The organism is Clostridium polynesiense, from assembly GCF_000820705.1.
Classification (GTDB): domain Bacteria; phylum Bacillota; class Clostridia; order Clostridiales; family Clostridiaceae; genus Clostridium_AA; species Clostridium_AA polynesiense.
The window spans coordinates 1-5,842 of sequence record NZ_CCXI01000084.1 but is presented as its reverse complement, the minus strand read 5'-3'; the positions used below and the strand labels follow the sequence as shown (position 1 = coordinate 5,842).

The following is a 5,842-nucleotide window of genomic DNA, read 5'->3' as shown; positions in this document are numbered from 1 at the left end:
AGGAGTTATTCATGATAACCCTTTAAGCACTATAGATGTTAAAAAGGCATTGACCGGTGAAAATGGAAGATGGATAGGTCAGGTGGATTATGATTCTTCAGATGTTATGGCTGTTTCTTATCCTTTAGAAGCCAATGGTAAAATTGTAGGGGTTATAAGATTCGTAACTTCTTTAAATGAGGTAAATAGGGCAATTAATATGATTGCATTGATCTTTTTAAGCATTGGGTTTGTGGTTTTGTGTATAACCATAATAGTCAGCTTATTTTTGGCTAACAGCATAGTAATCCCACTTAGAGAGGTAACCAATGTTGCTGAAGAAATGGCAGCTGGAAATTTAAATATAAGAAGTACCAGCGTAAACGATGATGAAATAGGGAAGTTATCTAACACATTAAATTATATGGCAGAAGAAGTAAGAAACAGAGAAATTCTTAAAAATGAATTTATTTCTTCAGTTTCCCATGAATTAAGGACACCTCTTACCTCTATAAAAGGATGGGCAGTGACTTTAAATGATGATAATGTGGATAAAGAAATGCTTACTATGGGTTTTGATATTATAGAGCAGGAGGCTGACAGACTCGCTGGTATGGTTGAGGAACTATTAGACTTCTCTAAGTTTGCTGCAGGTAAGATAACTTTAAAGAAGCAGTATGTGAACATTAAAGAGGTAGTAGAGTATGTAGATCTATTTATGCAGCCAAGAGCAGAAAGAGAAGGAGTTAAGTTTATTGTAGAAGCCTATGAAAATATCCCAGAAGTACTTATAGATAGTAACAGGATTAAGCAGGTGCTTATAAATCTATTGGACAATGCCTTTAAATTTACACCGGCTGGCGGCAGGGTAGAGCTTATTATAAGCAGAGAAGATAAGTACCTGGTGTTAAAAGTAAATGATACAGGATACGGTATTTCAAAAGAAGATTTACCAAGGATTACAGAGAAGTTTTATAAAGGAAAAACTTCTAAATCTAAAAATGGCATAGGACTTTCTATTTGCGATGAGATTGTAAAGCTTCATAAAGGTACTCTTGAATTTGAAAGTGAGTTAGATGAAGGAACAAAGGTAACTGTGAAGTTGCCTTTATAGCATAGAGAAATAGGAGTTAAGTTTAATGAAAGCAAAATATCCATTAGTTATAGTTTTATTATCCTTTTTTTTAATTGGATGTACAGGAATAGGAAATCAGGGTGGTGATATGATAGCCTCCCCTAAAAATAAAAATATCCCTATAAAAGGTACATGGAACATAAGCAAATATAAAATAATAAACGAGAAAATTGCTAATAAGGAATCTTTAGATGACATGATTGGGAAGGAAGCAAAATTCGGTACAAATGCAGCTTTATTTCATGAGGAGATAGCAGTGAATCCTCAGTATAAGAGCCGTAAAAGTACCTCTTCCTATTACTTTGTTTATTTTTATAAAGTAAATCCTAAGAATTTAGGTATAAATAAAGACAGCATAGACATAATAACTATCTATTCTTCAGATAAGCTTTTTTACGAATTTATAAGGCTAGATGAGAATACCGGAATTATGTATATGGAGGGGGCTTTTTTGTATCTTAATAGAGTGTCTACTGAGGAGCCGCAATATGATAGGATCAATATAAACCCCATTGATAAAAAGGAAGAGGAAGTTAAAAATACTTCTTCCGGTGTTCTCATAGGATTGAGAAAAGACAGGCTACCTAATGATAAAAACAAAAAACATTCAGAATATAGAACTATATGGATTCCCTGGGAAGTCGGAAATGTGGAACATATTTATGAAATTCCTAATCTGCTAGTTCCTAGAGCAAGAGGGTTTTGGAACGTTGAATTAGAGCAGAGAATCGCGGGAAATACCGTTAAAGAGTCCATAAAAGCCTATCCAATTATAGAAGATAATTTATCAGGGACCGGCAGCAATGGTCAGGCAGGCAGTAATGTTCAAGGGAATAATGAGGGGGATGGAAACAGCAGATTTGTAAATATTATGTTTGCCAGCAGTGATTATTTAACTGTTGAAATTATAGATTCTTCCTCAGGAGTACCTAATATGCAGAGAATAAGAGCTCTTCCTTTGGATAATGTGGAGCTTGGGTCAGGCATTAAAATATCAGATATAATTGGACAGCCGGGGAAATTATCTATGGATCAGTCTGCAGAGGCAGCCTTAACCTCTATAAATAAAGAGTTGAGAGAGGTTTTAGAAGAAACGCCAAGAGAAGACAGCTTTACTGTGGCGAGAAGAAACGGGCATTGGATATTGAGAGGAAGAATTAATGCACGTTCCAGTGAGTATTCTGATAAATACTTAGATTTTAATATAAATATGATTCCTCCTTCTAAACTTGTTAACTATGATCAGCTTTATGTCAGCTGGAATAAAGTTAAGGAAAGAGTTCCGGAAGCCCTTGATATTTATACATCACCTAATCAGGATTTTGCAGTAATCCTCACAGAAAGTGAAATATTAGTATATCAGATAAGTAAAGGTGAGCTTTCGGAAGAGCCAGTTAAACGGATTTCTGTAGATGTTAGAGAGAAGATAATCATGGCGCAGTGGTCAAAGGGAGACCAAATGGAAAAATGGAATAGATTTATAAAGGATAACGGAAAAGTTATAGAATGATTTAAGATGAAATTAAATATAAGCATTGAGGGAAGTCAAATGACTTCCCTCAATGTTTATGTTTATATCAATTATTATTCTTCCTAAAAGATTATTGTTTAAAATAGTTGCTTTTAATAATCAAATCAGATATCTGTATAGCTTTTTGAAGTTCAGAAGCTTCTTCCTGTGGGAGCTGTTTACCAAGAACTATTCCATTATTGGTTACTGCATAGGATTTATTTGTATTTAGAAGATTTCTTCCCATAACGGTATTCTTATATTTATCCTTCTCAATACCCATAAGGTATGCAAGGGTAGGCATAATGTCTACCTGACCGCCTACTACATCATTTTTTATACCAGTGCTTATAGACTTGTTATAAATTATTAATGGAAGGGTTTGATTTTCATCATCTAACCAGCTTTCCTTAGGGTTCTTAAGTTCTGCAAGCTTATCCGGATAGTATTTATGAACTCCTCTGTGATCGCCGGTAATAACTACCACAGTATCCTCTAGTATTCCCCATTCTTCAAGGGAATTTAATAAATTTCCTATATGTTTATCTGTATATCTTAAGGATTGAAAATAGTCGCCCATGATATTATTATTTAACTCACCATTGAATTTTAATTCTTTATATTTTTCAGGTATTTCAAAGGGGCCATGGCTGGTTAATGTAACGGTGTGAGCATAAAAGGGCTTTTTCAGCTCTTTAATCTTCTCTGCAACCTGAGGAAGAAAAGTACCATCGCTCATACCAACTCCTATTGTTTCAGTATCATTAAAGTGATAATAGTCTATAAAGTTGTCGAAACCGACTCCTTTTAATCCTAATGCATAATTCCAATAAGATCCTTTATCAGGATGAATAGAAGTAGAGGAATAACCCATTTCTTCTAACAAGTTAGGAAGAGAATTATATGAGGTATTAGGATACCTAAAGAAAGTACTTCCTTTCCTGATAGGGAATATTGATGTATTTATCATTAAGTCAGAATCTGAACTGTTACCTTCATTTACTTGATCATATATATTTGGAAAATATATTGAGTTTTTAAGAAGTCTATTTAAGTTAGGCGTTATTTCTTGACCTTCCACAGTTTCATTTATTACAAAGTTTTCAAGGGACTCTACCTGTATTATTAATAGATTTTTACCTTTAAATAATGATTTATAATTATTGTCAGGAAGATTTTCCAGCTTGTTGGATAACCAGCTGTCTATATCCTGTCTTTCTTCTTCAGTTATATCATAAGGCTTTGAATCCTTGTACACAGTGTATATATCTAAAACATGATATCCTAAGGGTGATAAAAACTGCGATGTTTGAGTTGGATCGTAGTTTCCAAAAATATAATCAAATTTAACAGGTTTTTTTAAGACATTGGAAGCAAAAGGAATATATCCTATAAGCAAAGTTGGAATTATTAATGTAGCAGCAAACATTGGTATATTTCGTCTCTCAGATTTTCGCTCCTTAAAGGTAAATGCAAAAACTACTAAAAGTATAATAATATCAATAATCATTATAAAATCATATGAACTCATAATAGAAAAAATGCTATCAGAAAGATTTTCCAGATTGGCGGTTTGTCCAATTATTGTGATGGAAGGTAAAGTGAAAAATCCTCTGAAATACCAAAGGTCCATGAGAAGAATGAAGGTTATAATCACATTTGCAATTAAAAGATAAAGCCTTCTTCCATAATTTTTAAACAGAAAGCAAAAGCTTAAGAATATAAGTACAAAACCTATATAGAACCTTACAAAACTTATGGATTCAGAATATCCGCTTGAAAAGTTCAGAATATAGGGGTTTTTATTCATTATAAATCCATGAAAAATAAAGGATTTGAAGACTAATGCTGTTAAAGTTACAATATAAAAAATAAAGTTAACGGCATTTATGTTTTTAATTCTCTTTATAAGGTTGTCCATATTTTAATCTCCTTTTAATTAATAGCCCGCTAAAATTATATTATAAAAAGACCTATAAAGCAATGTGTATATATTATAAACAGTATGTTAATATTTAGTGTATAGAATTGGATTATGTAATAGTTAAAGAAATACCTATAGATAAATAATATGATGGATAATTTACTCATAGTGATATAATTACTATATTATAATGAATAAATTCTATTTACTGTATTTAAGGAGGAATTAAAATGCATATAATTGATTGCTCCGGAATGCTTTGCCCACAGCCGGTAATCAATACCAAAAAGTATTTCGACAGCATAGAAAGCGGGAGCGCTGAAGTAATAGTAGATAATGAAGTATCAAAAAGCAACGTCAAAAAATTTGCTGACAGTAAAGGTTATATAAGCAGTGTGTCTGAAAAAGAAGGGAAATTTCATATTGAAATAACCAAAGGAGAAGGTATTACCTGCGAACCTATGAGTTTCAATGAAACACTCACAATAGTTATCACTTCCAGTAAGTTAGGAGAAGGAGATGACCAGCTGGGGGAAACATTAATGAAAAGCTATATCTTTGCTTTGTCTGAAGGGGATATAACTCCAACAAACATAATTTTTATGAATTCAGGAGTTAAGCTCACTGTAGAAGGTTCTAATTGTCTTGAAGGCTTAAATAAATTGTTGGATAAAGGAAGCAGAATAATGAGCTGTGGAACCTGTCTTGATTTTTACGGGTTAAAAGAAAAGCTTGTAATTGGAGATATATCTAACATGTATACTATAGTAGAAGAAATGAATAAGTCCACTAAGACCATAAATATTTAGCTCTCTTTACTAAACCACAAGAAATTGTGGTTTTTTTATTTTTTAACATATAATTGTAAATAATGGTATGATATAATTATTAAACAATTATTTGTAATTTAATCAGGAGAGAAAATACATGAAACATTTATTTATAATAAACCCTGAGGCTGGAAAGGGAAAAGCTTTAGGGTACATTGAAATTATTCACCGTGTTTTTGAAAATATTAAAGAACCTTATTTTATTGAAATAACCAAATATCCTGGGCATGCAACTGAAATAGTGCAAAAGTACAGTCTGAAGGGGGAATACAGAGTTTATTCTATAGGAGGGGATGGAACATTAAATGAAGTTCTTAACGGAGTTGTAGGTACAAAGAGTACTTTGGCTATAGTACCTGCGGGGAGCGGAAATGATTTTATAAAAAATATTACCAGTACTAAAGATGAGGATTTGTTATACAGAACTGTCACAGGGGAAGAGAAATACATAGATTTAGGCAGGG

At 32.6% G+C, this 5,842-nt stretch carries 5 protein-coding genes; 4 read left to right on the top strand and 1 reads right to left on the bottom strand.

Annotated elements, in window-relative coordinates; genetic code table 11:
• On the top strand, positions 1 to 1,093 hold a 1,093-nt coding region (locus TA89_RS07830), incomplete at its 5' end, for a sensor histidine kinase (RefSeq protein ID WP_040212309.1).
• 25 nt (positions 1,094 to 1,118) lie between these two features.
• Positions 1,119 to 2,624: a hypothetical protein gene (locus TA89_RS07825; RefSeq protein WP_040212308.1), complete on the top strand. Its 1,506-nt coding sequence runs from the start codon at positions 1,119 to 1,121 to the stop codon at positions 2,622 to 2,624.
• A gap of 91 nt (positions 2,625 to 2,715) precedes the next feature.
• Here TA89_RS07825 and TA89_RS07820 read toward each other — a convergent pair whose 3' ends face one another.
• On the bottom strand, positions 2,716 to 4,545 hold the full coding sequence (locus TA89_RS07820) for an LTA synthase family protein (RefSeq protein ID WP_040212307.1): 1,830 nt from the start codon (positions 4,543 to 4,545) through the stop codon (positions 2,716 to 2,718).
• A 233-nt stretch (positions 4,546 to 4,778) separates the two neighbouring features.
• Here TA89_RS07820 and yedF point away from each other — a divergent pair, with 233 nt between their 5' ends.
• Positions 4,779 to 5,357: a sulfurtransferase-like selenium metabolism protein YedF gene (gene yedF, locus TA89_RS07815; protein WP_040212306.1), complete on the top strand. Its 579-nt coding sequence runs from the start codon at positions 4,779 to 4,781 to the stop codon at positions 5,355 to 5,357.
• Positions 5,358 to 5,475: 118 nt separating this feature from the next.
• Positions 5,476 to 5,842, top strand: a 367-nt coding sequence (locus TA89_RS07810) for a diacylglycerol/lipid kinase family protein (RefSeq protein WP_187119280.1), incomplete at its 3' end; no start/stop codon positions are given.

Coding starts and splice junctions, on each gene's coding strand:
- TA89_RS07825 (WP_040212308.1), top strand. CDS start 1,119: ATGAAAGCAAAATATCCATTAGTTATAGTTTTATTATCCTTTTTTTTA.
- TA89_RS07820 (WP_040212307.1), bottom strand. CDS start 4,545: ATGGACAACCTTATAAAGAGAATTAAAAACATAAATGCCGTTAACTTT.
- yedF (WP_040212306.1), top strand. CDS start 4,779: ATGCATATAATTGATTGCTCCGGAATGCTTTGCCCACAGCCGGTAATC.